The 23,409-nt window shown below is 67.4% G+C and carries 19 protein-coding genes; 11 read left to right on the top strand and 8 right to left on the bottom strand.

Features of this window, described 5'->3' with window-relative positions:
• The first annotated feature begins 99 nt into the window (after positions 1-99).
• From GH266_RS17800 to GH266_RS17790, 3 genes are all read left to right on the top strand, one after another.
• Positions 100-1,062 carry a threonine dehydratase gene (locus GH266_RS17800; RefSeq protein ID WP_158195020.1) on the top strand — a complete coding sequence of 321 codons (963 nt, stop codon included), beginning with the start codon at positions 100-102 and terminating at the stop codon, positions 1,060-1,062.
• A 220-nt stretch (positions 1,063-1,282) separates the two neighbouring features.
• Complete coding sequence (locus GH266_RS17795; protein WP_158195019.1) at positions 1,283-2,335, top strand: Fe(3+) ABC transporter substrate-binding protein; 1,053 nt, start codon at positions 1,283-1,285, stop codon at positions 2,333-2,335.
• A 159-nt stretch (positions 2,336-2,494) separates the two neighbouring features.
• On the top strand, positions 2,495-4,207 hold the full coding sequence (locus GH266_RS17790) for an ABC transporter permease (RefSeq protein ID WP_244953709.1): 1,713 nt from the start codon (positions 2,495-2,497) through the stop codon (positions 4,205-4,207).
• Between the two features lie 16 nt (positions 4,208-4,223).
• On the opposite strand, the gene GH266_RS17785 is transcribed toward GH266_RS17790, so the two are convergent.
• From GH266_RS17785 to GH266_RS17770, 4 genes are all read right to left on the bottom strand, one after another.
• The gene (locus GH266_RS17785; protein WP_244953708.1) at positions 4,224-5,516 is read right to left on the bottom strand and encodes an NAD(P)/FAD-dependent oxidoreductase; all 1,293 of its coding nucleotides are present in this window, start codon (positions 5,514-5,516) and stop codon (positions 4,224-4,226) included.
• Positions 5,517-5,587: 71 nt separating this feature from the next.
• Positions 5,588-6,985 carry an aspartate aminotransferase family protein gene (locus GH266_RS17780; protein ID WP_158195018.1) on the bottom strand — a complete coding sequence of 466 codons (1,398 nt, stop codon included), beginning with the start codon at positions 6,983-6,985 and terminating at the stop codon, positions 5,588-5,590.
• 54 nt (positions 6,986-7,039) lie between these two features.
• On the bottom strand, positions 7,040-8,407 hold the full coding sequence (locus GH266_RS17775) for a glutamine synthetase family protein (protein ID WP_158196283.1): 1,368 nt from the start codon (positions 8,405-8,407) through the stop codon (positions 7,040-7,042).
• Positions 8,408-8,547: 140 nt separating this feature from the next.
• Entirely contained in the window at positions 8,548-9,276 is a 729-nt protein-coding gene (locus GH266_RS17770) for a GntR family transcriptional regulator (RefSeq protein ID WP_158195017.1), read from the bottom strand.
• Between the two features lie 108 nt (positions 9,277-9,384).
• Between GH266_RS17770 and GH266_RS17765 the strand changes: the two genes are divergently transcribed.
• The 5 genes from GH266_RS17765 to GH266_RS17745 all read left to right on the top strand — a co-directional run bounded on the left by GH266_RS17765 (position 9,385) and on the right by GH266_RS17745 (position 15,157).
• Positions 9,385-10,776 (top strand): glutamine synthetase family protein, encoded by a 1,392-nt coding sequence (locus GH266_RS17765; protein WP_158195016.1) that lies wholly within the window; start codon positions 9,385-9,387, stop codon positions 10,774-10,776.
• A 222-nt stretch (positions 10,777-10,998) separates the two neighbouring features.
• Positions 10,999-12,090 (top strand): polyamine ABC transporter substrate-binding protein, encoded by a 1,092-nt coding sequence (locus GH266_RS17760; protein ID WP_158195015.1) that lies wholly within the window; start codon positions 10,999-11,001, stop codon positions 12,088-12,090.
• A 66-nt stretch (positions 12,091-12,156) separates the two neighbouring features.
• Positions 12,157-13,305 (top strand): ABC transporter ATP-binding protein, encoded by a 1,149-nt coding sequence (locus GH266_RS17755; RefSeq protein WP_158195014.1) that lies wholly within the window; start codon positions 12,157-12,159, stop codon positions 13,303-13,305.
• 51 nt (positions 13,306-13,356) lie between these two features.
• Positions 13,357-14,283, top strand: a complete 927-nt coding sequence (locus GH266_RS17750; protein WP_158195013.1) for an ABC transporter permease subunit — start codon at positions 13,357-13,359, stop codon at positions 14,281-14,283.
• Between the two features lie 52 nt (positions 14,284-14,335).
• Positions 14,336-15,157: an ABC transporter permease gene (locus tag GH266_RS17745; RefSeq protein WP_158195012.1), complete on the top strand. Its 822-nt coding sequence runs from the start codon at positions 14,336-14,338 to the stop codon at positions 15,155-15,157.
• A gap of 19 nt (positions 15,158-15,176) precedes the next feature.
• On the opposite strand, the gene GH266_RS17740 is transcribed toward GH266_RS17745, so the two are convergent.
• Entirely contained in the window at positions 15,177-16,958 is a 1,782-nt protein-coding gene (locus tag GH266_RS17740) for an AsmA family protein (protein ID WP_158195011.1), read from the bottom strand.
• Positions 16,959-17,234: 276 nt separating this feature from the next.
• Between GH266_RS17740 and GH266_RS17735 the strand changes: the two genes are divergently transcribed.
• The 3 genes from GH266_RS17735 to GH266_RS17725 all read left to right on the top strand — a co-directional run bounded on the left by GH266_RS17735 (position 17,235) and on the right by GH266_RS17725 (position 20,337).
• Positions 17,235-17,930 (top strand): CoA transferase subunit A, encoded by a 696-nt coding sequence (locus GH266_RS17735; RefSeq protein WP_067220397.1) that lies wholly within the window; start codon positions 17,235-17,237, stop codon positions 17,928-17,930.
• Between the two features lie 17 nt (positions 17,931-17,947).
• Positions 17,948-18,583 (top strand): CoA transferase subunit B, encoded by a 636-nt coding sequence (locus GH266_RS17730; RefSeq protein ID WP_158195010.1) that lies wholly within the window; start codon positions 17,948-17,950, stop codon positions 18,581-18,583.
• A gap of 500 nt (positions 18,584-19,083) precedes the next feature.
• On the top strand, positions 19,084-20,337 hold the full coding sequence (locus tag GH266_RS17725) for a diguanylate cyclase (RefSeq protein WP_158195009.1): 1,254 nt from the start codon (positions 19,084-19,086) through the stop codon (positions 20,335-20,337).
• Positions 20,338-20,373: 36 nt separating this feature from the next.
• Here the strand turns inward: GH266_RS17725 and GH266_RS17720 are convergent, their stop codons facing one another.
• The 3 genes from GH266_RS17720 to GH266_RS17710 form a co-directional block, all read right to left on the bottom strand.
• Complete coding sequence (locus GH266_RS17720; protein WP_199270626.1) at positions 20,374-21,531, bottom strand: lytic murein transglycosylase; 1,158 nt, start codon at positions 21,529-21,531, stop codon at positions 20,374-20,376.
• A gap of 170 nt (positions 21,532-21,701) precedes the next feature.
• On the bottom strand, positions 21,702-22,706 hold the full coding sequence (locus tag GH266_RS17715; RefSeq protein WP_158195007.1) for an NADP-dependent oxidoreductase: 1,005 nt from the start codon (positions 22,704-22,706) through the stop codon (positions 21,702-21,704).
• Positions 22,707-22,749: 43 nt separating this feature from the next.
• Entirely contained in the window at positions 22,750-23,379 is a 630-nt protein-coding gene (locus tag GH266_RS17710; RefSeq protein WP_158195006.1) for an NUDIX domain-containing protein, read from the bottom strand.
• Positions 23,380-23,409 lie beyond the last annotated feature (30 nt).

The following is a 23,409-nucleotide window of genomic DNA, read 5'->3' as shown; positions in this document are numbered from 1 at the left end:
TGGGCGGGGATTGACCCGCCCTGCCCCAGGCGCCACTGTAGCGGTCTCTCCCAAGGGCGGGTCCGGCACAGCGGCCCGCCGTCGCTTTCCGGATATGCCATGCTGACCCTTGCCGCCATCGAGGATGCCGCCGAGACCGTCTACCGGTCGATGCGCCCGACCCCGCAATATGCCTGGCCGCTGCTGGCGGACGCGGTCGGACGGAAGGTCTGGGTCAAGCACGAGAACCACACGCCGACCGGCGCCTTCAAGGTGCGCGGCGGGTTGGTGATCGCCAGCGGCATCGCCCGCAACTCCCCCGCCGGCACCGGCATCATCTCCGCCACCCGCGGCAATCACGGCCAGAGCCTTGCCTTCGCCTCGGCGCGCAACGGGCTGGCCTGCACCATCGTCGTGCCGCATGGCAATTCGGCCGAGAAGAATGCTGCGATGCGCGCCTTCGGCGCCGAGCTGGTGGAGGCAGGCAGCGACTTCGACGAGGCCAAGCAGCATGCGATGGCGCTGGCGGACGAGCGCGGCCTGCTGATGGTGCCGAGCTTCCACCAGGACCTGGTGCGCGGCGTTGCCACCTACGCGATGGAGTTCTTCCGGGCGGCCGAGGATCTCGACGTCGTCTATGTGCCGATCGGCCTCGGCTCCGGCATCTGCGGCATGATTTCGGCGCGCAATCTGCTGGGCCGGCGCACGCGCATCGTCGGTGTCGTCTCCGACAAGGCCGACGCCTATGCGCTGTCGCTGGAAAGCGGCCAGCGGGTCGAGACGGCGAGCGCCGCCACCTTCGCCGACGGCATGGCGGTGCGCGGGCCGGACGAGACCGCGCTGGCGGTCATCCGCGCCGGCGTCGACGACATCCTGCGCGTCAGCGACGCGGCGATCGCCGAGGCCGTGCGCCTGCTCTACCGCACCACCCACAGCGTTGCCGAAGGTTCGGGCGCGGCCGCCCTTGCCGCCTTGCTGCAGGACCAAAGGCGCGGCGAGGTCGCCGGCATCGTGCTGAGCGGGCAGAACATCGACACCGCCTGGATGGCCGAGATCCTGTCGGGCGGCACCCCGGCTCCGTAAAAGATCCGGCCCGACTTTCTGCCGCCTGGGAAAAGTTGGCCAGCACACTCAGCTTAACTTAGAATAATTCTAAACTATTGATTTTTCAGGCGATTATTCTTGACACCAGAACTCCTGTTTATAGGATGCGAGCGCCTGGGAGAAAGTTGCCGCAACGGCAGCCCGAAGGGCCAACGCAACCGACATCAGGGCCTTGTCCCCTGATCGCTGGGAGAATTCCATGTTCCACAAGGTTTCCGCTCTGCGCACCGGCCTCCTGTCGGCCGCGCTTCTCGCATCCGCCGCGATCGCTGCGCCGGCCGCTGCCGAGGGCGAGGTCAACATCTACTCCTATCGCCAGCCGTTCCTGATCGAGCCGCTGCTCGAGGCCTTCACCAAGGAAACCGGGATCAAGACCAACGTCATCTTCGCCTCCGACGGCCTCGCCGAACGCATCCAGGCCGAGGGCGCGAATTCGCCGGCCGACGTGCTGCTGACGGTCGACATCGGCCGCCTCGACGGCGCCAAGGAGCTCGGCATCACCCAGCCGGTGACGTCCGACGTCGTCAACGAGAACGTTCCGGCCGAGTTCCGCGATCCGGAGGGCCACTGGATCGGCCTGACCACCCGCGCGCGCATCGTCTACGCCTCGAAGGAGCGCGTGGCGCAGGACAGCATCACCTATGAGGAGCTGGCCGACCCGAAGTGGAAGGGCAAGATCTGCACCCGCTCGGGCCAGCACGTCTACAACGTCGCCCTGTTCGCCTCGATCGTCGCCCACAAGGGCGCCGAGGAAGCCGAGACGTGGCTCGCCGGTGTGCGTGACAACCTTGCCCGCAAGCCGACCGGCAACGACCGCGGCCAGGTGCAGGCGATCTTCGCCGGCGAGTGCGACATCTCGCTCGGCAACACCTATTACATGGGCGCGATGCTGACCAACGAGAAGGAGCCGGAGCAGAAGGACTGGGCCAACTCGGTCAAGATCCTGTTCCCGAACAGCGACGACCGCGGCACCCACGTCAACATCTCGGGCGTCGTGATGGCCAAGAACGCTCCGAATCCGGAAGCCGCCGTCAAGCTGATCGAGTTCCTGTCCTCCGAGGAGGCCCAGCACATCTATGCCGAGGCCAACAACGAGTACCCGGTGAAGCCGGGCGTCGAGATTTCCGAGATGGTCGCCTCGTGGGGCGACTTCAAGGCCGACACCCTGTCGCTCGACGAGATCGCCAAGAACCGCAAGACCGCCAGCGAGCTGGTCGACAAGGTCGGCTTCAACGACGGCCCGCAGAGCTGAGGCCCGACCTCGCAAGCGAAGACTGAAACTCGCGGCGCCCTGTTCTTGTGAACGGGGCGCCGTTCGCCGTTGCCGGACATCGCCGGAAACGGCCTCCAGACCAGCCAGATCCGGCCCCGTCAGACCGGGTTCCGCTGATCGAGCCCCGTCGGAAGCACCATGAGCGATACTGCCCGCCTCGACGACATGACCGCGATCCCGGTCGCCCCGCGCGCCTCGCGCAGCCTCGCCGACCGGCTGTGGCTCGTCGCCGGCCTCATCGTCGCCGGCCTGACCCTGCTGCCGATCGGCGCGCTCGTCGTCCTGGCCGCCCAGCCGACGGGCGATGTCTGGAGCCACCTGATCGGCACGGTGCTGCCTCGCTCGCTCCAGACCACCTTCCTGCTGCTGCTGGGCGTCGGCCTGATCACCTTCATCATCGGCACGGGCACCGCGTGGCTCGTCACCATGTGCCGCTTTCCCGGCCGCGCCCTGTTCGACTGGGCGCTCTTGCTGCCGCTGGCGGTGCCGACCTACATCATCGCCTATACCTATGTGGAGATCCTGACCTTCACCGGGCCGGTGCAGAGCCTCGTCCGCGAGATCTTCGGCTTCCGCACCTCGCGGGACTACTGGTTCCCGGAGGTTCGCTCGCTGGGCGGGGCGATCTTCGTGATGGGCTTCGTGCTCTACCCTTACGTCTACCTGACGACGCGCGCCGCCCTGCTGCTGCAGTCGGCCTCCACGCTGGACGTGTCGCGCACGCTCGGCGCCGGCCCCACGCGCCTGTTCTTCCGCGTGGCGCTGCCGCTCGCCCGCCCGGCCATCGTCGTCGGGATCTCGCTCGCCCTGATGGAATGCCTCAACGACATCGGCGCGGTCACCTTCTTCGGCGTCCACACGCTCAGCTTCTCGGTCTACGACACCTGGGTGAACCGCTCGAGCCTGGCCGGGGCGGCGCAGATCGCCTGCGCCATGCTGGCGCTGGTCTTCGCGCTTTTGTGGATGGAGCGGCGCGCCCGCAAGGGCCAGCGCTTCCACACCCCGTCCGCCAGCTACAAGACGCTGCCGAGCTACCGGCTGAGCGGGCCGCGGGCCTGGCTCGCCACCGCCGCCTGCGCCCTGCCCGTCCTGATCGGCTTCGTCTTCCCGGCCGCCCTGCTGGCCGATTATGCCAGCCGGCGCCTCGACGACCTGTTCGACCCGCGCCTGCTCTCGGCGATCCAGAACACCCTGGTCCTGTCGGTCTCCGCCGCGCTGCTGACCGTGGTGATCGGCGTGGTGCTGACCTATGCGCACCGGGTCCAGGCCAGCCGGCTGACGCTGCTGTTCGGCCGCATCGCCTCCATCGGCTACGCCATTCCCGGCACGGTGCTCGCCGTCGGCATCCTGATCCCGCTCGCCAATTTCGACAATTTTCTCGACGGCGTCGCCCGCTCGACCTTCGGCTTTTCCACCGGCTTGCTGCTGATCGGCTCGGGCACGGCGCTGGTCTACGCCTATATGGTCCGCTTCCTGGCAGTGTCCTACGGCCAGATCGAGGGCGGTTTCGGCAAGGTGACGCCGCATCTCGACATGGCCGCGCGCACTCTGGGGCGCAGCTCCGGCCGCATCCTCTTCGAGGTGCACCTGCCGATGCTGCGTCCGGTGCTCTTGACCGCCCTGCTGCTTGCCTTCGTCGACTGCATGAAGGAACTGCCGGCGACGATCCTGCTGCGTCCGTTCAATTTCGAGACGCTGGCGACGACGGTCTACAACGCCGCCTCGCGCGAGGCCTTCGGCGAAGGCGCGCTGCCGGCGCTGCTGATCGTGCTGGTGGGGCTGGTGCCGTCGGTCCTGCTGGCGCGCACCTCTGCCCGCAGCTTCCGCGACAAGGCCAGCACGCGGTTCTGACGGGCCGGCCGGGCGGCTACCACAGCCGGTCGCGCAGGGCGAACCAGCTCATCGCCAGCACCAGGATCGGCCAGCGGAAGGCCCGCCCGCCCGGAAATTTCGGCGGCGAAAGCTGCGCGAACACATCGAACCGCTCCGCGTCGCCCAGCATGGCGCAGGCCGCCGCATGGCCGCAAAAGCCGGCCATCGCGACGCCGTGGCCGGAAAAGCCCGCCGCCACATAGACGCCGGGCGCCGTGCGCCGCAGGCAGGGCATGCGCGAGGTGGTGACGCCGAGCGTGCCGCCCCAGACATGGGAGACGGGAGCCGTGGCGAGCTGCGGATAGACGTTGTTCAGATGCGAGCGCACGAAAGCGCGCAGGTCCGGCGGGAAGCCGCGCCGATAGGTCTCGCCGCCGCCGAACAGCAGCCGCAGGTCGCGGGTCAGGCGCCAGTAATAGACGACGAAGCGGCTGTCGGAGACCGCCTCGCGGCCGGGAATCAGGTGATCTGCCGCCTCGCGCGACAGCGGCTCGGTGGTCAGGACGTAATTGTTGATCGGCATGACGCGGGCGTCGCTGTCGCGGTCGAGCCCGGCAAGATAACCGTTGCCGGCCAGCAGCACGCTGCCGGCGTCGATCTCGCCCTGGCCCGTCTCGACCAGCACCCGCCCGCCCGCATGCCGCAGCGAGACGGCATGGGTCGCCTCGTGCAGGACGGCACCGGCCGCCTCAGCCGCATCGGCGAGCCCCTGGGCCAGTTTCAGCGGATGCAGGTGCCCTGCCCCGCCGTCGCGCGTGCCGCCGAAATAGCGCTTGGTGCCGATGGCGGCCGCCAGCTGCGCGCGGTCGAGCCGCGTGACCGCGTCATAGCCGTAGTCGCGGGCGAGCTTTTCGGCATAGTCCCACTCCTCAGCGACGAACCGCTCCTTGTGGGCGGCGTGGATGAGGCCTTCCGTCCAGTCGCAGTCAATGCCGAAGCGCTGCACCCGCTCGTGCAACAGGGCCTTCGCCTCCTCGGCGAAGGTCCACAGCCGGCGGGCGGTGTCGAGGCCGTACTGCTTTTCCAGATGCACCTGGTCGCGCCGCTGGCCGCTGTGCAGCTGGCCGCCATTGCGCCCGCTGGCGCCCCAGCCGATGCGGTTCTGCTCGATCAGGACGACCGAGCGGCCCGCCTCGGCCAGGGTGATCGCCGCATTGAGCCCGGTGAACCCGCCGCCGACGATGGCAACGTCCGCCCGCACCGCGCCGGCCAGGGCAGGCCGGGCCGGGCGGTCGTCGACGCTCGCCGCGTAGTAGGAGGGGGCATGGGCGCTGGCGATCTCGGTCACATCTGCCTCCCTTCGGGTCGGTCGCGGGCGGGTCGGTCGCGGGTTGGCCGCGAACCGGGCTCGGGCTCGTCTCAGGCCGCCAGTCGGCCGTCCTTCTTGAGCGCCGCATAGGTCTCATCGAGGGTGCGCTCGGCGCGTGCGACCAGCTCGTCCGCTTCCTCGTGGGTCAGCACCAGCGGCGGCGAGATGATCATGCTGTCGCGCACGGCGCGCATGACCAGCCCGTTGCCTAAGGAGATGTCGCGGCAGAGCGTGCCGACCTCGCCGACGGGTGCGAACTTGCGCGAGCGGTCGCCCTTGGCCGGCACCAGCTCCAGCGCGCCGACGAGACCGACCATGCGCGCCTCGCCGACCAGCGGATGGTCGCCCAGGGCCTTCCAGCGCTGCTGCAGATAGGGACCGATATCGTCCGCCACCCGCTCGACCAACCGCTCGCGCACCATGATGTCGAGATTGGCGAGCGCCGCGGCGCAGCAGGCCGGATGACCGGAATAGGTGTAGCCGTGGTAGAACTCGCCGCCCTTGTCGATGAAGGCGTCGGCGACCCGGTCGGCGATCATCACGCCGCCGATCGGCAGGTAGCCGGAGGACAGGCCCTTGGCGATGGGCATCAGGTCGGGCTCGATGCCGTAATGCTGCGAGCCGAACCAGCTGCCCAGGCGCCCGAAGCCGCAGATCACCTCGTCGGCGACCAAGAGGATGTCGCGCTCGCGACAGATGCGGGAGACCTCCGGCCAGTAGCTGTCCGGCGGAATGATGACGCCGCCGGCACCCTGGATCGGCTCGGCGATGAAGGCCGCCACCTTGCCCTCGCCAAGGACATCGATGGCCCGCTCCAGCTCGCGCGCCGCCCACAGGCCGAATTCGTCCGACGACATCGCGCCGCCCTCGCCGAACCAGTAGGGCTGGGGAATGTGATGGACGCCGGGCACCGGCAGGTCGCCCTGCGCATGCATGCCGGTCATGCCGCCGAGGCTGGTGCCGGCGAGCGTGGAGCCGTGATAGCCGTTCCAGCGGCCGATGATCGTCTTCTTCTCCGGCTTGCCCATCAGGTCCCAATAAGTGCGGACCATGCGGAACACCGTGTCGTTCGCCTCGGAGCCGGAGGAGGTGAAGAAGACGCGGTTGAACTGCGGCGGGCTGAGCTGCGCCAGACGCTCGGACAGGGCGATGACCGGCGGATGGCTGGTCTTGAAGAAGGTGTTGTAATAGTCGAGCTCGCGCATCTGCTTCTCGACCGCATCGACGATCTCGTCGCGGCCGTGCCCGACCTGGCAGCACCACAGGCCGGCCATGCCGTCGAGATAGCGGTTGCCATCGCTGTCGGTCAGCCACACGCCCTTGGCCGAGGTGATGACGCGCACGCCCTCACGGTTCAGCGCCCCCGTATCGGTGAAGGGGTGAAAATGATGCGCCGCGTCGCGGGCGCGCAGGTCTGCGGTCGGGTAAAGGTTCGAGGCACCGGTCATGGTGGCGTCTCCCGGTTTTCTGGTTGTCGATCTCTTTGCCCCGCCCGACGTGCGTCAGACGTTGAGCAGCAGGTATTCCCGCTCCCATGGGCTGATGACCTTCATGAAGGTCTCGAATTCTTCCTGCTTGATGGCGCGGTAGGTGGCGACGAACTTCTCGCCGAACACGTCGATCAGTTCCTCGCACTCACCGAACAGCGCGACCGCCTCCAGCAGGCCGCGCGGCAGGGCGTGCATGTCCTCGCTGAAGTTGCCGCTGCGCGGCTCGTCCGGCGTCAGGCGCTGCTTGATGCCGAGATAGCCGCAGGCGAGCGAGGCGGCGATGGCGAGATAGGGGTTGGCGTCGGAGGACGGCACGCGGTTCTCCAGCCGGCGGGCGACGGGCTTGGAGTTCGGCACGCGCAGGCCCACCGTCCGGTTGTCGTAGCCCCAGTGCACGTTGACCGGCGCCGTGGTGCCGCGGGTGAAGCGGCGGTAGGAGTTCACGTAAGGCGCCAGAATACAGGTCACCGCCGGCAGGAAAGCCTGGTGGCCGGCGATGAAGGAGAGGAACTCGCTCGTCGGCTCGCCGTCGTCGCGCGAGAAGATGTTGGTGCCCTTCTCCGCGTCCATCACCGACTGGTGGATGTGCATGGACGAGCCGGGCTGGTTCGACATCGGCTTGGCCATGAAGGTCGCGTACATGTCGTGGCGCAGCGCCGCCTCGCGGATCGTGCGCTTGAACAGGAACACCTGGTCGGCAAGCTCCAGCGGATGGCCGTGCCGGAGATTGATCTCCATCTGCGCGGCGCCTTCCTCGTGGATCAGGGTGTCGATCTCCAGGCCCTGCGCCTCCGACAGGTCGTAGATATCGTCGATCAGGTCGTCGAACTCGTTGAGCGCGGAGATCGAATAGGACTGGCGGCCGACTTCCGGCCGGCCCGAGCGGCCGGTCGGCGGCTCCAGGGGATAGTCCGGATCGGTGTTCGGGCGGACGAGATAGAACTCCATTTCCGGGGCGACCAGCGGCGTCCAGCCCTCGTCCTCGTAGAGCTGCAGCACCCGCTTGAGCACGTTGCGCGGCGCCGTCTCCACCGGAATGCCCTCGCGAGTATAGGCGTCGTGGATCAGCTGGGCGGTCGGGTCGCTCTCCCAGGGTACGGTGGTCAGCGTCGAGTAGTCGGCGCGGAAGAACAGGTCGCCGTCGGTCGAATTGTGCTGGAAGCGCTCGTCGTCCGGCGGATAGTCGCCGGAAATGGTCTGGGCGAAGATCGAGGCGGGCATCGTCATGACCGGACCGGAGAAGAACTTCTCCGTCGGCATCATCTTGCCGCGCGCCACGCCGGCAAGGTCGGGCACGATGCACTCGATGTCCTCGATCCCGCGCTCGGACAGCCACTGCTGCGCGTCGTCGAAGGACGCGACGCCCCGGCGGCTGGTCATCTTCGGTGCGGATTTCTTCTTCTTGCTCACGGGTCTCGCCTTTCGGGCGCAGGGCGCGCGGGGCAGCGGGCACCAGCCTGCCTCCTCACCACGCGTGCTGCATTTTGTGATCACATTTTCATCGAGTCAATCGCCGGCGATCATTCGGCGACCGACGGCCCGGCATCGGCAAGCCCTGTGTCGGGAAGCCCGGTGTCGAGCAGATCCATTCCGCAGCGGATGTCCGCCGCCACCGCCTCGCGCAGTGCCGCAGCATCGCGGGCCCGCACGGCCTCGATCGCCTCCTTGTGGTGGTCGACGAGGGCAAAGGTCCCCACCCGCCCATAGACGGTGCGCATGAACGGGGCGAACTGCAACCACAGACTTTCGACCAGCGGCAGCAGCACCTGCGAGCCTGCCGCACGGTAGATCAGGAAGTGAAAGGAATGGTTGAGCCGCATATAGGTCTCCGCATCCCCGCCATCGAGACTGGCGTCGATCCGGTCGTCGATGGCGGCGAGGCGTGCTGCATCGCGCGGCCCGAGAGACGACGCCGCGGCCTGCGCCAGTTCCGGCTCCAGCAGGAGGCGCGCCTTGACGATCTCGGCCAGGCGCGACGGCGTCATGGTCGGAACCTGAATGCGGCCGTTGGCGCGGATTTCGAGCGCATGGCCGGCCGCCATCGCCCGCACCGCCTCGCGCACCGGCATCGGGCTGACCTTGAGCTCCTGCGCCAGGCCGCGCAGCGTGACGGCGCGCCCCGGCACGAAGCGCCCGGTCAGCAGCGCCTCGCGCAGCGCCTCCTCGACCGTATCGCGCAGCGAATGCCGGCCGGGCGCAGGCGGTTCCTGCAGGTCTTTCGCCTGTTGCGGTCGGCTTTGGCCAGCCATTTGCCTCGTTCCCTCCCGGCCTTGCTTGACAGCCTTGCCGCTACGTGATCACATTTTTGCGTAAACGGCAATTCGCGCGGACGACAGGTTCGCGCCCTGGAGGATCTGATGTTGCAGACCCATCGCACGGCCTGGCAGCGCCCGGCCGGCGGCGTCGACTGGCAGGAAGAAGTGGCCCGCTTCGAGGCGGAATATCCCGACCTCGACACGCTGGAGGTGATCCTGCCCGACAGCAACGGGGTTCTGCGCGGCAAGTGGCTGCCCGGCAGCGCGCTGCGCAAGGTGTTCGAAAACGGCGTCGCCCTGCCCTTCTCGCTGTTCGGTCTCGATGTATGGGGCCGCGAGGTCGAAGAGACCGGCATGCATATCGAGACCGGCGACAAGGACGGCGTGTGCTGGCCGGTGCCCGGCTCGCTGCGTGCCGTGCCCTGGGCCGAGCGCCCGACGGCGCAGGTGCTGCTGTCGATGCACGACCGCGACGGCAGCGCCTTCATGTGCGATCCGCGCCACGTGCTGGCGCGCAAGGCGAACCGGCTCGGCGAGCACGGTCTGACGGCGACGGCAGCCTTCGAGCTGGAATTCTACCTGTTCGAGGACAAGGACGACGGCGACTGGAGCAGCGCGCCGACGCCGGTCTTCTCCACCCATCTCGGCCCGGCCCGGCAGAACATGTATGCGCTGTCCGACCTGGAGGCGTTGATGCCGCTGGTCGACGAGATCCGCCGCTCGGCCGATGCGCAGGACATTCCGGCCGATGCCGCCGTTTCGGAGGCTGCCCCCGGGCAGTTCGAGCTCAACCTTCACTACCAGCGCGATCCCTTGCGCGCCGCCGACGATGCGGTGCTGCTGCGCCGGCTGGTCGCGGGCGTTGCCCGCAAGCACAATCTCAAGGCCTCGTTCATGGCCAAGCCCTTCGTCGAGTGGCCGGGCAGCGGCATGCATGTGCATGTCTCGATGGAGGACGGAACCGGCAACATCTTCTCCGACCCGGAGACCGGCGAGGCGAGGCTCGGCTACGCGATCCGCGGGCTGCTCGACACGATGCCGGAGGCGCATCTTCTGTTCGTCTCCACCTTCAACGGCTTCCGCCGCATGCAGCCGGGCTCCTATGCGCCGACCTCGATCTGCTGGGGCTACGACAACCGCTCGGTGGCCTTGCGCGTGCCGGCCGGCACGCCGGCCTCCGCACGCATCGAGCACCGGATCGCCGGGGCCGACGCCAATCCGTACCTGGTGCTGACCGGGGTGCTGGCAGGGATGATGCAGGGCGTGCTCGGCGAATTGCCGCCGCCGCCGGCCGTCGACGGCAATGCCTACGAGAAGACCGCCCCGCGCCTGACGCCGTGGATGGACGAGGCGATCGACGCCTTCGCCGCCTCGCAGCGGATGAAGGACGCGGTCGGCGAGGAGATGCACAAGGTGCTGGTCGACATCAAGCGTCATGAACTCTTCGCGTTCGGGCGCGAGATTTCTTCGCTGGAACGGCAGACCTACCTGTGACGCGCGCGCGGCTGGGGAAATGCCTGTCCGCAAAGGCAGTTCGTGGAGATTGGTGCGGATGCTCTCTTGAGGACGGACCGCATCGCTTCTAGGCTGCGGGTCAGAGGGGCCGCACGCGGCCGAACGAAAGACACGATCCGGGACGGGACCCAGCGTCCGTAACCGGAAACGACAGGGGGCCGGGGTGCGAGCCGCGCCGGCGCAGGCCAGACGGAGGGACTGATGAAGAAGCTGCTGTTCACCAGCGTCGCAATGCTCGGCGTGATCGCCGCCACCGCGGCATCCGCCCAGGACCGGGAAGTGCGCGTCTACAACTGGTCGGACTATATCGACGAGTCCGTGCTCGAGGAGTTCACCAAGGAGACGGGCATCAAGGTCGTCTACGACGTGTTCGACAGCAACGAGATGCTGGAGACCAAGCTTCTGGCCGGCGGAACCGGCTACGACGTCGTGGTGCCGACCGGAACCTTCCTCGGCCGCCAGATCCAGGCCGGCGTGTTCCAGAAGCTCGACAAGTCGAAGCTGCCGAACCTGGAGAACATGTGGCCGCAGATCTCCAGCCGCATCGAGAAGTTCGATCCGGGCAACGAGCACGCCATCAACTACATGTGGGGCACCACCGGCTTCGGATACAATGTCGAAAAGATCAAGGAGCGCATGCCCGACGCCCCGCTCGACAGCTGGGACATGATCTTCAAGCCGGAAGTGATCTCCAAGTTCGCCGATTGCGGCGTGCACCTGCTCGACACTGCCGACGAGATCTTTCCGGCAGCGCTGAACTATCTCGGGCTCGATCCCGACAGCGGCGATCCGGAAGACTTCAAAAAGGCCGGCGAGCTTCTGATGAAGATCCGCCCCTACATCCAGAAGTTCCATTCGTCGGAGTACATCAACGCGCTGGCCAATGGCGACATCTGCCTGGCCGTGGGCTGGTCCGGCGACGTGCTGCAGGCGCGCGACCGCGCGGCCGAGGCCAATAACGGCGTCACGGTCGAATACGTCATCCCCAAGGAAGGTGCGATGATGTGGTTCGACAACATGGCGATCCCGGCCGACGCGCCGCATGTGGAAGAGGCCCACGCCTTCCTCAACTTCATCATGAAGCCGGACGTCGTCGCCAAGGCGACCAACTACGTCTTCTACGCCAACGGCAACAAGGCGAGCCAGGAGTTCGTCGACAAGGAAGTGCTGAACGACCCGGCGATCTATCCGAGCGCGGAGACCGTCGAGAAGCTGTTCACCACCACCACCAAGTCGCCCCAGGCCATGCGGTCGCGCACCCGCGAGTGGACCCGGGTCAAGACCGGCCAGTAAGGCGGACGCTCGTCCGGCCGCCGACCGGCGGCCGGGCCCTTTCCTCCCGTCGACGAGGGGGCTGACTTGGCCAAGAAACCGATCGGGCCGGTGCGCCGCGACTTCGCACCCTGGGACGACCCGCAGGCGAAGCCGTATATCGAATTCAGGAACGTTACCAAGACCTTCGGCGACTTCACCGCCGTCGACAACCTTTCGCTCAAGATCTACGAGCGCGAATTCTTCGCCCTGCTCGGCGGCTCCGGCTGCGGCAAGACGACGATGATGCGCATGCTCGCCGGCTTCGAGACGCCGAATGCGGGCGAGATCTTTCTCGACGGGCAGAACCTGGCCGGCGTGCCGCCCTACAAGCGCCCGGTCAACATGATGTTCCAGTCCTACGCGCTGTTCCCGCACATGAGCGTGGAGGCGAATGTCGCCTTCGGCCTCAAGCAGGAAGGCATGCCGAAGGACCAGATCGCCGCGCGCGTGGAGGAAATGCTGAAGCTGGTGAAGCTGCAGGATTTTGCCAAGCGCAAGCCGCACCAGCTGTCCGGCGGCCAGAGGCAGCGCGTCGCGCTGGCCCGTTCGCTCGCCAAAAAGCCCAAGGTGCTGCTGCTCGACGAGCCGCTCGGCGCCCTCGACCGCAAGCTGCGCGAGGAAACCCAGTTCGAGCTGACCGACCTGCAATACGAGCTCGGCATGACCTTCCTGATCGTCACCCACGACCAGGAAGAGGCCATGACCATGGCCGACCGCATCGCCGTGATGGACCGCGGGCGGATCATCCAGATCGCGACGCCGGCGGAGATCTACGAGCTGCCGAACTCGCGCTTCGTGGCCGATTTCATCGGCGATATCAACCTGATGGAATGCAAGGTGACCGCCAAGGAGGGCGACATCTGCCGCATGACGTCGGTCGAGTTCGGCTGCGAGATCGCGGTGATGCATCCGGTCGAGGCCGGCATCGGCGAGACGGTGTGGTTCGCGATCCGGCCCGAGAAGGTGCGCATCTCCTTCGACGAGCCGGCGAGCAAGGTCAACGCGGTGACCGGCGAGGTCTGGGACATCGCCTATCTCGGCGACGTCTCGATCTACCACACGCATATCGCCAACGAGCAGACCGTGCGGGCGACCGTCGCAAACCGGTCGCGCGTCGTGGAACGGCCGGTCGGCTGGGACGACAAGGTCTGGCTGTCCTGGGACGCGGATGCCGGGATCGTTCTGACGAAATAGTGCCGTCCGGCGGGACGCGATGCCGCCGGACCTCAACGGGGAGATGACACGATGCCCGAGCAGGTGAGCACGAGACCCAGACGCAGCCTCGGCGGCTGGCTGCTGATCGCCGTGCCCTATGCGTGGCTGCTGTTCTTCTTCCTGGCGCCGTTCTTCATCGTCTTCAAGATCTCGCTGTCGGAGATCGCCGTCGCGATCCCGCCCTACATGCCGACCTTCGACCCGGCGGACGGCTGGAACGGGCTCGTCGAGCTGGTCAGCGGGCTGTCCTTCAGCAATTACGTCTGGCTGACCCAGGACGACCTTTACTGGAAGTCCTACATGTCCAGCGTCTCGATCGCAGGCATCTCGACGCTGATCACGCTGCTGGTCGGCTTCCCGATCGCCTACGGCATGGCGCGCGCGCCGAAGGAATGGCGCACGACGCTGCTGATGCTGGTGATCCTGCCGTTCTGGACCAGCTTCCTGATCCGCGTCTACGCCTGGATCGGCATCCTGAAGAACGAGGGCCTGCTCAACCAGTTCCTGCTGTGGCTGGGGCTGATCGACCAGCCGCTGACGATCCTCAACACCAACATCGCGGTCTATATCGGCATCGTCTACTCGTACCTGCCCTTCCTGGTGCTGCCGCTCTACGCCAACCTCGAAAAGCTCGACACCAGCCTGCTGGAAGCGGCCGCGGATCTCGGCTGCCCGCCATGGCGCAGCTTCTGGACGATCACCGTGCCGCTGGCGATCCCGGGCGTCATCGCCGGCTGTTTCCTGGTCTTCATTCCGGCCGTCGGCGAGTTCGTCATTCCGGACCTCCTGGGCGGATCGGAGACGCTGATGATCGGCAAGACGCTATGGATGGAGTTCTTCACAAACCGCGACTGGCCGGTCTCCTCGGCGGTTGCCGTCATTCTCCTGCTCATCCTGGTGGTGCCGATCGTGCTGTTCCAGAACCAGCAGCAGAAAGCCGCGGAGAGAGGCCTGTGAACACCCGACCGACAGGGCCGGACGCGGCCGGCGCGCGCGAAAGGACGGCACGATGAGACAGGGGCCGAGCTGGTTCAACGTCACCTCGCTGGTGCTGGGATTTTCGTTCCTGTACCTGCCGATCGTGCTGCTGGTGATCTACTCGTTCAACGACTCGCGGCTCGTCACCGTGTGGGGCGGCTTCTCGACGAGATGGTACGCGTCGCTTCTCGACAACCAGCAGCTCCTCGATGCCGCCTGGGTGACCGTGCGGGTCGCCTTCGCCTCGGCCAGCATCGCCACGGTGCTGGGCACGCTGGCCGCGCTGGTGCTGGTGCGCTCGGGCCGGTTCGCCGGCCGCAGCCTGTTTTCCGGCATGGTCTACGCGCCGCTGGTGATGCCGGAGGTGATCCTGGGCCTGTCCTTGCTGCTGCTGTTCGTCGCCATCGACCAGGCCCGCGGCTTCTGGACCATCATGATCGCGCATACGACCTTCGCCATGTGCTACGTGGCAGTGGTGGTGCAGTCACGCCTTGCCGGTTTCGACCGATCGCTGGAGGAAGCGGCGCAGGATCTCGGCTGCCCGCCGGCGCGCACCTTCCTTTCGATCACCCTGCCGATCATCCTGCCCGGCGTCGTCGCCGGCTGGATGCTGGCCTTCACCCTGTCGCTGGACGACCTGGTCATCGCCAGCTTCACCACCGGGCCGGAAGCCACGACCCTGCCGATGAAAATCTACTCGCAGGTGCGCCTCGGCGTGACGCCGGAGATCAACGCGATCTGCACGATCCTGGTCGGCGTGGTGACGGTGGTGGTGGTCTTCACCTCGCTGCTGACCAAGCGACGCGAAGTGCGGCGCGCGCAGGACATGCGGCAGGCGGAAGCGCAGGGCTGACCCGAAGCAGTCCGCGGGTTTACGGGGCGCCGAGCCCGGTCATGTCCGGCAGGAGGCTGGGCCGGGCAAGCGTACCGCGCACCAGCACCGGGATGCCTTCGGCAGCAGTCTGCGAAGGAGCGGAAGCCGGTGCTGCCGACCCTTCCGTCGCAGACGGCGCCGCGACCGGGCGCGGCAGCAGGCTGCCGCGCAGCGACAGCGAAAAATCGGCGAGCGACAGACGGCCGGCGAGCTGCAACAGGTGCTTGCCGGCAAGCGCCTCGACGTCGCTGAGCCGCATCTCCTGCCCTGCCATGGCGCCGTGTCCCGACAGGCGTTCCAGCACCAGCGAGGCGGCGGACGAGCCTGCCTCCCCTGCCGAGGCCGCGAGCCGGGCCAGCGCCTCGCCGCCGGCCGGATAGGCGGCGTTTTCAAGCAGCAGCTGCAATTCGCCGCCGGCATTCCCGAGGATCGCGGCAAGGGTCGGTCCCTTGCCGGTGCGCCCGAGCCGGAAGGTCAGCTGCCCGGATTGCGGCATCGTCACCACGTCGAGCGGGGGAAGCTGGCGCACATCCAGCTTGTCGGCGATGGCGTCCGCCGCGAGGTCGAACGTGTCGCCGCCCGCCGGCTTCAGCCGGGCGGTCGCCTCCAGCGTGCCGCCGGAAACGTCGGTTTCGCTGAGGTCGAGCGACAGGTCGCCGTCGCGCAGCAGCAGCGCGATGGCGCTCGGCCCGCCCGACAGCGGCCCGGCAATGAAGCGGGTCGCCGACAGGCGCAGGTCGATGTCGGCCGCCTGCAGCAGGCCCGACAGGGGCCGGTCGCGCAGGCTGTCGCCCTGCGGCGTGTCATCCTCGACGCCGACGAGGCTGCCGAGTTCGCCGAGATAGGCGGAGAGGTCGAATTTCTCGAAGGCGAGCGTTCCTTCAAGGCGCGGACGCAGGCGGCCAAGCTCGAAGCCGAGGCGGCCTTCGCCGACATTGCCGTCCAGCTCCAGCCGGGCCGTGTCGAGCTCCAGGCGGGAGAAATCGACCGCGCCATCGCCGGCGATCCGCAGCGCGCCGAAGCTCGCCTCGCCGACCAGCGTCTTGCCGAAGCGGACCGCAAGGCCGCGCAAGTCGCTGGTATTGAAATCGAAACTTCCCTCGATCCGGGCAGCTTCGGGATTGCGCAGGGCCCCGCTCATGCGGAAACTGGCAAGCGGCGAGACCACGGAAACGGCGACCGGTCCGCTGGCCGTGCCGGTCAGGATGCCGCGGTGCCCGAGAGAGGCGCTGAACTCGACCGTCTGGTCGCCGGCCGCCACCGACCCGCGAAGCGTGCCGCCCTCGCCCGACGGCGAAAGACGAAAGGCGAAGGCGCCGAGCCGCGGCGTTTCGGACGCGCCCCAGCTGATGCCGTCGCCCGAAACCGTGACCGGCGCCCCCATGACCTGCGACAGATCGCGGCCAAGGCCTGCCAGCACACCGTCCGCCGCAACGGCGCCGGCCAGGTGCAGGCGCGCGCCGTCGAGCTGGAAGGACGACAGGCGCACCTCGCCGAGGAAGAGGCCGGCGGGATCTATCCCCGCAATCATGCGCTCGGCGGCCAGCGTCCAGCGGCCGTCCGGGCCCTGCCAGCGGACGCCGCCGAGCACCAGGGCCGGGCCTTGCGCGAGCGAGACGGCGGGCGCCCCGGCAAGGCGCAGCGTGCCGCCGAGCCGGGCCGACAGGCTCGCCTCGACGCGCTCTCGCGAGACCTCGCGCGCGACCAGCAGATAGCCGGACACGGCGGCGACCGCGACGAGGACAAGTGCTGCAAGGAGGATCGCCACAAGGCGCTTCATGACAAAATCCGGCCGGCGCCCTCTGGCGCGTCGTCTTCGATGTGTTCGCAGCGACGCAGCGCGTCGCATCCTGCACCGGGATAGGAGTTCGGGGCACGCGGTTCAAGACGAAACCGCCGGAAATCCCGGGCCGAATGGATGGCGCTTGAGATCACCGGTGAGGGAAGGTATCACAGGGCGCCTGACGAAAGGTTCATGTTGGACGGGCGGCGCTGCGCGCCCCTGCCCCGTCCGCAGGACCCGTTGCGAGGAGACGCTGATGCGAGGAGACGCCAGATGAATAAGGTATACCCCAACGCGGCCGCCGCGCTTGAGGGACTGACGTTTGACGGCATGACCGTGATGGCCGGCGGATTCGGTCTTTGCGGCATCCCGGAGAACCTGATCGCGGCGCTGCGCGACAGCGGTACGAAGAACATCACGGCGATTTCCAACAATGCCGGTGTCGACGATTTCGGCCTCGGCCTGCTGCTGCAGACGCGCCAGATCAGCAAAATGATCTCCTCGTATGTCGGCGAGAATGCTACCTTCGAGCGTCAGTACCTCAACGGCGAACTGGAGCTGGAGTTCAACCCGCAGGGCACCCTGGCCGAGCGCATCCGCGCCGGCGGCGCCGGCATTCCGGGCTTCTACACCAAGACCGGCGTCGGCACGCTGATCGCGGAAGGCAAGGAGCACAAGGACTTCAACGGCGAGACCTACATCATGGAGACCGGACTGGTCGCCGATGTGTCGCTGGTGAAGGCCTGGAAGGCCGATCCGGAAGGCAACCTGATCTACCGGAAGACCGCCCGCAACTTCAATCCGATGATGGCGACCGCCGGCAAGACGACCCTTGTCGAGGTGGAGGAGATCGTCGGGCTCGGCGAGCTCGATCCCGACACCATCCACACGCCCGGCATCTTCGTCGACCGCATCATTCTCGGCCAGCACGAGAAGCGGATCGAGAAGCGCACCACCCGCGCCGCCTGAGGACAAGGAGAAGAACAATGGCCTGGACTCGCGACGAAATGGCCCAGCGGGCCGCGCAGGAGCTGGAGGACGGCTTCTACGTCAATCTCGGCATCGGCATCCCGACGCTGGTCTCGAACTACATTCCCGAAGGCGTTCACGTGACGCTCCAGTCGGAGAACGGCATGCTCGGCATGGGCCCGTTCCCGACGGAGAACGAGGTGGATGCGGACCTGATCAATGCCGGCAAGCAGACGATCACCGAGCTGCCGCAGACGAGCTACTTCTCGTCCGCCGACAGCTTCGGCATGATCCGCGGCGGCCATATCGACCTGTCGATCCTGGGCGCCATGGAAGTGTCCGAAAAGGGCGATCTCGCCAACTGGATGATCCCTGGCAAGATGGTCAAGGGCATGGGCGGCGCCATGGACCTGGTCGCCGGCGTCAAGCGCGTCGTGGTGATCATGGACCACACGTCGAAGTCGGGCGACCCGAAGCTGCTGCCCGAGTGCACCCTGCCGCTGACCGGCGTCCACTGCGTGCACCGGATCATCACCAACCTGGGCGTCTTCGACGTGACCGAGGACGGCCTGGTCTTGGTGGAACTGGCCAAGGACGTGACCGCGGACGAGGTCAAGGCCAGCACTGCGGCCAAGCTGACCATTCCGGCCTGATGAACCGGCAATGATCCGGGCCTGATCGGCCGGATCTCTGCAAGAACAGCGAAGGCGGACGGGACCTCCCGTCCGCCTTTTTGTTTGGGCCGAGAGTGCAGCCCGGCGGCCGCCGGCCAGGCGCAGGCGCGGTGCGAATTTCGAGAAAAATTGAGAGGGATTTTGCAAAATCCCGTCTCAATAATCGCCGAAATTGCGATTTCGCGCGCATACTCGGCAATCTGGAGATGCAGGCCGGCCGCCCGGCCGCAGCGACTTATCCCCGCACAGACGCCGGAACGGATGCAAGCTTCCCCTCGACAGGGCGACGCAGCGCCTTTCGCGCGTTATCCCCGCCGGGCACCCGGCTTATCCCCTCCTTGCGCCAAGCATCCGATTTCAGGCCGATTTCGGCAGCGGGCGCTTTCCGCGCCGTCGGCAGAAATACGATTCGGTAAACGTTTCCTTCACCGATGGAGGACAATGGTCGAGGTCCCTGGGAGAGAGTCGGGTCAGGCGAGATGGGACAAGTTCTGCTTGTAGAGGATGCCTCGTTCTTCGAGCGGGTCATTCGCCGTCAGTTGAGCGAGCTGCATGGGCTGGAGGTCGTTTCCGCGACGACGCGGGCGGAGGCCGAGGCCTTGCTGGCGCGGCCGGACTTCAAACCGGTGGTGGCGCTGGTCGACCTGACCCTGCCGGACGCGCCCGACGGCGAGATCGTCGACGTGACGCTGAACGCGCATTTGCCGACCATCGTGTTTTCCGGACGCTTCGACGAAAAGCTGCGGCACACGCTGCTGAACAAGGGCGTCGTCGACTACATCCTGAAGGACAGTCCGGCGAGCCTGACCTACCTGACGACGCTGGTGCAGCGGGTCCATGCCAACCGCCATATCGATGCGTTGGTGATCGACGACAGCCGGGTCGACACGGAGGTGATCGCCCGGCGCCTGGCGCTCTACCAGCTGCGGGTGCATACGGCGCAGGACCATCAGACCGCCATCGACATGCTTGACACGTTCGAGAACCTGCGGCTGGTGGTGCTGGACTACGTGATGCCGCGGGTCGACGGGTTCGAGGTCTTGCGGGCGGTGCGCGGGCGCTTCACCATGAACGAGCTGGCGGTGATCGGCCTGTCGGGCAAGGCCGGCCCGGAGGTGATCGCCCGCTTCCTGAAATCGGGCGCCAACGACTTCCTGCCGAAGTCCTGCACGCCGGAAGAGTTCATGCTGCGGATCTCGCAGAACCTCGACATGCTGGACCGGATCCAGACCCTGTCGGGCATGGCGCATGGCGATGCCTTGAGCGGGTTGTCGAACCGCCGGCACCTGTTCGCCGAAGGCAACGCGATGTTCGAACGCGCCCGCCGCGCCGGCGAGGACGTGACCGTGGCGGCCATCGACATCGACACGTTCAAGTCGGTCAACGACCGGTTCGGCCACGAGCAGGGCGACGAGCTGATCCGCCTGTTCGGAATGCTGCTGCGCGAGCACTGCCCGCAGCGCGCCTTTCCGGCGCGGCTGGGCGGCGACGAGTTCTGCGTGCTGCTGCCGGGCCTGCGGCCCGTCGAGGGCATCGCCTTCATCGACAAGGTGCGCAAGGGGCTGGCCGAGCTGACCGGCCGCGAGGGGCCGCTGCGCTCCCTCGGCAATGTGACGATCAGCGTCGGCCTGTCGAACGGCACCGAGCCGAACCTGCAGTCGGCCATGCGGATCGCCGACATGCGGCTTTACGAGGCCAAGCATGGCGGGCGCAACCGCACGGTCGCGTCCTGATCTCCAGATCCTGCTGAAAGCGAGCCGGCCGGCGGCTCAGCGGCCGCCGAGCGCCTTGTAGATGCGCTGGCCCGGCCGCCCGGTGACCGGCAGGCCGAGCCGCGCCTCCGCCTTGCTGATGCCGGCGCGGGTCGCCGCACCCACCCGCCCGTCGGCCTCGCCGATATCGTAGCCGGCGCGCAGCAAGAGCTTTTGCAGTTCCAGCCGTTCCTTGCGCGACAGGCCGGGATCGCTGGTCGGCCAGGCGACCTGGAACGGCCCGGCGCCGCGCAGCCGGTCGGCCAGATGCGAGATCGCCAGCGCGTAGCTTTCCGCGACATTGTAGGTGTAGATCGCATCGAAATTGCTGAAGACGAGGAAGGCGGGCCCTTCCGCGCCGGCGGGCAGCAGCAGGCCGGCCCTGGCCGAACCGGTCAGCTCGGCGCCATCGAGATGGCGGATGCCGCGCTTGCCCCACTCGCTGACCGAGACCTTCGACTTGCGGCCCGAGGGGCCGCGATAGCCGGCCGGCACCTTGACCTCGTAGCCCCAGGGCATGCCGGTGACCCAGCCGGCGTTCTTGAGGTAATTGGCGGTGGAGGCGAGCGCGTCCGGCACCGAATTGACCAGATCCTTGCGCCCGTCGCGGTCGAAGTCGACGGCAAGGCGGCGATAGGTCGAGGGCATGAACTGGGTCTGGCCGAAGGCACCGGCCCAGGAGCCCTGCAGGTCGGCAAGGCGCACGTCGCCGCGGTCGACGATCTTGAGGATCTCGATCAGCTCGGAGCGGAAATACTTGGCCCGCCGGCCCGAGCAGCCGACATTGGCCAGCGCATGGGGCACGTGGAAATCGCCGCGGAACTGGCCGTAATCGCTCTCCACGCCCCAGACGGCGACGACGATGTGGCGGTCGATGCCGTAGGTCTTTTCGACCTGGGCAAGCACACGGGCATGGCGGTCCAGCATCTTGCGCCCGTCGGCGATGCGCTCGGCATCGACGAGGAAGGCGAGGTAGTCCCAGATCGGCGTCTTGTATTCCGGCTGGCTGGTGGAAAAGCGCACCGCCTTCTCGTCATAGGCGACATCGGCAAGCGCGGCATCCACCGTGCGCTGGCTGACGCCGGCCTTGACGGCCTGGGCGCGCATCTGCGGCAGGCAGCCTTCCAGTGCGGCGGCAGCGGGCACGGTACCGAGCGGCAGCGACAGGGCCAGCATAGGGGCGGCCAGCAGCAGCGCGGCGCCGCGCACCTTTGCGAGCCCGGCCCGAGGGCGCACCCATCCTGCAATCGACCCCAGCCCGATCCGCCGCATTCCCGCACTCCCGCCGCCCGAAAAAGACGGCGTTCATGAGGCCGCGACATCTTGTCAGCAGGATGGCGGAGAGGTCAGACTCTCAGCGAAAGCTTGCCGAAATTTCCGCCCGTGTAGAGCAGGTTCAGCACCTGCGGGAAGGCGTCCACCCCGCCCTCGCGCACATCCTCGCGGAACTTCAGCCGCCCTTGCGAGACCCATTGCGACAGGTCGGCAAGGGCGATGGGGTTTTCGCGGGCGAAGTCGAAGACGATGAAGCCCTGCATGCGCAGCCGCTGGGTCAGCAGGAAGCGCAGGTTGGCGGGGCCCGGCTGCGGCGTCGTCGCGTTGTAGGCCGAAATCCCACCGCAGACGGCGATGCGCCCGAACGTGTTCATCTGCGCCAGCACCGCGTCGAGGATCTCGCCGCCGACATTCTCGAAATTGACGTCGATGCCGTCCGGACAGGCGGCGGCAAGGTCGGCGGCGAGATTGCCGGCCTTGTGGTCGACGGCCGCGTCGAAGCCGTCTTCCTCGATGAGCGCCCGGCACTTTGCCGGCCCGCCGGCGATGCCGACGGCGCGGCAGCCCTTGATCCTGGCGATCTGGCCGACGATGGAGCCGACCGCGCCGGAGGCAGCGGAGACGACCACCGTGTCGCCTTCCCTGGCCTCGGCAACGCGCAGCAGGCCGAAATAGGCGGTGAGGCCCGGCATGCCGAGCCCGCCGATCCAGCTTTGCAGCGGCGCGATGGAGGTGTCGGCGCGCTGCACACCCTTGCCGTCCGACACGGCATGGGTCTGCACGCCGAACAGGCCAACGACCGCCTCGCCGTCCTGGAAGTCGGGATGGCGCGAGGCCTCGACGATGCCGGCGGAAAAGGAGCGCATGACATCGCCGATGCCGACCGGCGCCACATAGGACTTGCCGTCATTGACCCAGCCGCGCATCGCCGGGTCCAGCGAGACATGGCTGATGCGGACGCGGAACTCGCCCTCCCCCGGCTCCGGCAGCGGCTCGTCGCGGATCTCGAAACAATCCGGCGTGACAAGGCCCGGGGCCGGACGCTTGACCAGACGCACGACACGGTTCATCGGCATGGCGGTCCCTTTTCGCGTGTTGAAGACGAAGATGGCGACAAGGCTACGAGAAAAGCTCGGGCGCGCGCAACATCAGGGCCTGGACGAGGATCAGGGTCTTGGCGTCTGCGAGGCTGCCCTCCTGCACCGCTTCGCCGAGGCGGGCGATGGACCATTCCAGCACCTCGATCTCCTCGCCCTCCTCGGCAAGGCCGCCGCCGCTGGAGACGACATCGCCGGCGCCGTAGCGCGCAAGATAAAGGCTGAGGCGTTCGGTAGAAGAGCCGGGCGAGGGATAAATGTCGCCGACATGCTCCAGCTCGCCGACCTTGACGCCGACTTCCTCGGCGGCCTCGCGGCGGGCGGCCTCGACGGCGATCTCGCCCTCGTCGATGTAGCCGGCCGGAGCTTCCTCCAGGTAACCGTCGTGATCGCCGCGAGCAAAGAGCGGCACGCGGAGCTGGCGGGCAAGCAACGCGACCCGGCGTACCGGATCGTAGGGAAGAACGGCGACGACATCGCGCCGTGCCTGGAATTCGCGTGAAATCTCGATAGTGCCGCCGGAGGCCAGCGGCTGTTCGACAACCATCTCTCGGTAGGTGCCGAAGCCCTCATAGAGGCTGCGCTCGGAAATCACGCGCACAGCCTCTTCCCCATCCCGTTCGGCCGGGTCCTGCCTGTCTTCTTTTTGCATAAACACTCCCGATGCACCGCAACGCGGCGT

The sequence above is a fragment of the Stappia indica genome, from assembly GCF_009789575.1.
Taxonomy (GTDB): Bacteria; Pseudomonadota; Alphaproteobacteria; order Rhizobiales; family Stappiaceae; genus Stappia; species Stappia indica_A.
The sequence above is the reverse complement of the archived record's forward strand: the minus strand, read 5'-3'. Positions and strand labels throughout refer to the sequence as shown.

Excerpts from the sequence above, each read along its gene's own strand:
- GH266_RS17735 (WP_067220397.1), top strand. The coding sequence starts at position 17,235 with ATGAATAAGGTATACCCCAACGCGGCCGCCGCGCTTGAGGGACTGACG.
- GH266_RS17730 (WP_158195010.1), top strand. The coding sequence starts at position 17,948 with ATGGCCTGGACTCGCGACGAAATGGCCCAGCGGGCCGCGCAGGAGCTG.
- GH266_RS17770 (WP_158195017.1), bottom strand. The coding sequence starts at position 9,276 with ATGGCTGGCCAAAGCCGACCGCAACAGGCGAAAGACCTGCAGGAACCG.
- GH266_RS17710 (WP_158195006.1), bottom strand. The coding sequence starts at position 23,379 with ATGCAAAAAGAAGACAGGCAGGACCCGGCCGAACGGGATGGGGAAGAG.
- GH266_RS17725 (WP_158195009.1), top strand. The coding sequence starts at position 19,084 with ATGGGACAAGTTCTGCTTGTAGAGGATGCCTCGTTCTTCGAGCGGGTC.
- GH266_RS17720 (WP_199270626.1), bottom strand. The coding sequence starts at position 21,531 with ATGCTGGCCCTGTCGCTGCCGCTCGGTACCGTGCCCGCTGCCGCCGCA.
- GH266_RS17765 (WP_158195016.1), top strand. The coding sequence starts at position 9,385 with ATGTTGCAGACCCATCGCACGGCCTGGCAGCGCCCGGCCGGCGGCGTC.
- GH266_RS17745 (WP_158195012.1), top strand. The coding sequence starts at position 14,336 with ATGAGACAGGGGCCGAGCTGGTTCAACGTCACCTCGCTGGTGCTGGGA.
- GH266_RS17790 (WP_244953709.1), top strand. The coding sequence starts at position 2,495 with ATGAGCGATACTGCCCGCCTCGACGACATGACCGCGATCCCGGTCGCC.
- GH266_RS17775 (WP_158196283.1), bottom strand. The coding sequence starts at position 8,407 with ATGACCAGCCGCCGGGGCGTCGCGTCCTTCGACGACGCGCAGCAGTGG.
- GH266_RS17740 (WP_158195011.1), bottom strand. The coding sequence starts at position 16,958 with ATGAAGCGCCTTGTGGCGATCCTCCTTGCAGCACTTGTCCTCGTCGCG.
- GH266_RS17800 (WP_158195020.1), top strand. The coding sequence starts at position 100 with ATGCTGACCCTTGCCGCCATCGAGGATGCCGCCGAGACCGTCTACCGG.
- GH266_RS17795 (WP_158195019.1), top strand. The coding sequence starts at position 1,283 with ATGTTCCACAAGGTTTCCGCTCTGCGCACCGGCCTCCTGTCGGCCGCG.
- GH266_RS17750 (WP_158195013.1), top strand. The coding sequence starts at position 13,357 with ATGCCCGAGCAGGTGAGCACGAGACCCAGACGCAGCCTCGGCGGCTGG.
- GH266_RS17715 (WP_158195007.1), bottom strand. The coding sequence starts at position 22,706 with ATGCCGATGAACCGTGTCGTGCGTCTGGTCAAGCGTCCGGCCCCGGGC.
- GH266_RS17760 (WP_158195015.1), top strand. The coding sequence starts at position 10,999 with ATGAAGAAGCTGCTGTTCACCAGCGTCGCAATGCTCGGCGTGATCGCC.
- GH266_RS17780 (WP_158195018.1), bottom strand. The coding sequence starts at position 6,985 with ATGACCGGTGCCTCGAACCTTTACCCGACCGCAGACCTGCGCGCCCGC.